Below are 1,926 nucleotides of genomic sequence, written 5' to 3'. Positions count from 1 at the left end.
GTGTTGGCTACACCGCTGACAAGCCGCTTCAGCTGTTCATCCTTGAGGTCCCGCAGCTTGACGCCGAACCGAAGGTGGCGCCGGCCGGACGCGCCCTGCAGGCCCTCGGCACCGCGGCCGATCCCGCGGAGAATGCTGCCGGGCTGCTGCCGGCCGCCAAACAACTCACCACCGCACCAGCGGACCACAACGGCGCCGGCTTCAGCGCCGACGGCGGCACCATCTTCTTCACCGCCGCCCTGCACGATGGGCGGGACACTGACCTCGTCAGTGGAATCTACGCGCTTCCTGTTACCGGAGGGCAGCCGCAGGCTGTGGTGCCGGCCAACGCCGGACGGCAGAGCATCAACGCCGTGCGCCAATCCGCCGATGGGCAGTGGCTCTTCTTCCTGGCCCAGGACCTGGGCGCATCCGGTCTGGACTTCGTGGCCAGGAACACCGCCCTCTATGCGATGCCTGCCGCCGGCGGACACGCCACGGCGCTCAGCGATGCCGAGGCGCTGGACCTGTCCGGCAGCAGCCGGCTGGAGCTGCGCGGCGGCGCGGGCGCCCTGGTGCTTAACAATGCGCGGGGAACCGTGGAGCTGCACGAATTCGTTGCGACGGGCGGCCACACCGTCCTCCTGGAAGGCAACCGGGTGGTGACCGGCGCCGCGGAGGGTGGCGGAACGCTCGTGGTGAGTTTCAGCGATTCGACGACGGCCGGTGATGTTGCCGTGCTCGAGCGCGGGCAGGTGCGCCGCCTGACGGACTTCTCCGCCCAGCTGCGGAGCGTGGCGGGGATCAGCGAGCCGCAGGAACTGACATTGGCCTCGGCCGACGGGTACCCGGTCCATGGCTGGCTCGTGAAGCCGGCGGGCCCGGGACCCCACCCGGTGCTGCTGAACATCCATGGCGGCCCGTTTGCCCAGTTCGGGGTGGCGTTGTTCGACGAAGCGCAGGTCTATGCAGGGGCCGGTTACGCCGTGCTGATGTGCAATCCGCGGGGTTCGGCCGGTTACGGCCAGGCACATGGCCGGTCCATCAAGGAGCGGATGGGAACCGTGGACATGCAGGACGTCCTGGCGTTCCTGGACGGGGCTGTGGGGAAGTTCGAGGATCTGGACGCCGCCAATGTCGGCATCGTGGGCGGATCCTACGGCGGCTACCTGACGGCGTGGACCATCAGCCACGACCACCGTTTCCGGGCCGCCATAGTCGAGCGTGGTTTCCTGGACCCCGTGAGCTTCACCGGTTCGTCCGACATCGGCTGGTTCTTCGGTGGCGAATACACCGGCCCGGCGGCGGAGCAAATGGCGGCCCAGAGTCCCATGGCGCGCGTGCAGCACGTAAGGACGCCGTCGCTGGTGATCCACAGCGAGGAGGACCTCCGGTGTCCCGTGGAGCAGGGCCAGCGGTACTTCACCGCCCTCAAGCAACAGGGGGTCGAGACCGGATTCCTGGTCTTCCCCGGCGAGAACCATGAGCTGTCCCGCTCCGGCACCCCGCACCACCGGAAGCAGCGGTTCGATGAAATCCTGAAGTGGTGGGCCCGCTACCTGCCGTCCGCCTCGAATCCGGCGCCGCAGCCCTAGCCCTGGCCCGCAGGCTTAGTCCGCGGCCGGGTCCGGCAGGAACCCGAGTTCCTGCCGGGCGCGGCTGATGTCCGGCTGGGCCCAGCGGGCGGAGTATTCGGCATTGTTGCTGATGGAGCGCAGCTCGGCCCGGTCCAGGAAGAGGATCCCTTGGAGGTGGTCGGTTTCATGCTGGACAATCCGGGCCTGCCAGCCGGAGAAAGTCTGCTGGAGTTTCGTGCCGTCCGGCGCCGTGAAATCTAGCTGGACTGATTCCGGCCGCAGGACCGCCGCCTGCAGGCCGCCAATGGAGAGGCAGCCTTCGTAGAACGCCGCGGACTTCGCGCCCAGGGGACGATAGCCCGGGTTCAGC

The 1,926-nt window shown here is 68.5% G+C and carries 2 protein-coding genes; one reads left to right on the top strand and one right to left on the bottom strand.

Going from position 1 to position 1,926, the window contains the following annotated elements; genetic code table 11:
• A partial coding sequence (locus LQV45_RS28845) for a S9 family peptidase (protein ID WP_230010438.1) occupies window positions 1–1,574 on the top strand: 1,574 nt, incomplete at its 5' end.
• A 15-nt stretch (window positions 1,575–1,589) separates the two neighbouring features.
• On the opposite strand, the gene LQV45_RS28840 is transcribed toward LQV45_RS28845, so the two are convergent.
• Window positions 1,590–1,926 (bottom strand): peptide deformylase (locus LQV45_RS28840; protein ID WP_230010436.1); only part of this gene is annotated, 337 nt, incomplete at its 5' end.

The organism is Microbacterium sp. Bi128, assembly GCF_918698205.1.
The sequence above is the reverse complement of the archived record's forward strand: the minus strand, read 5'-3'. Positions and strand labels throughout refer to the sequence as shown.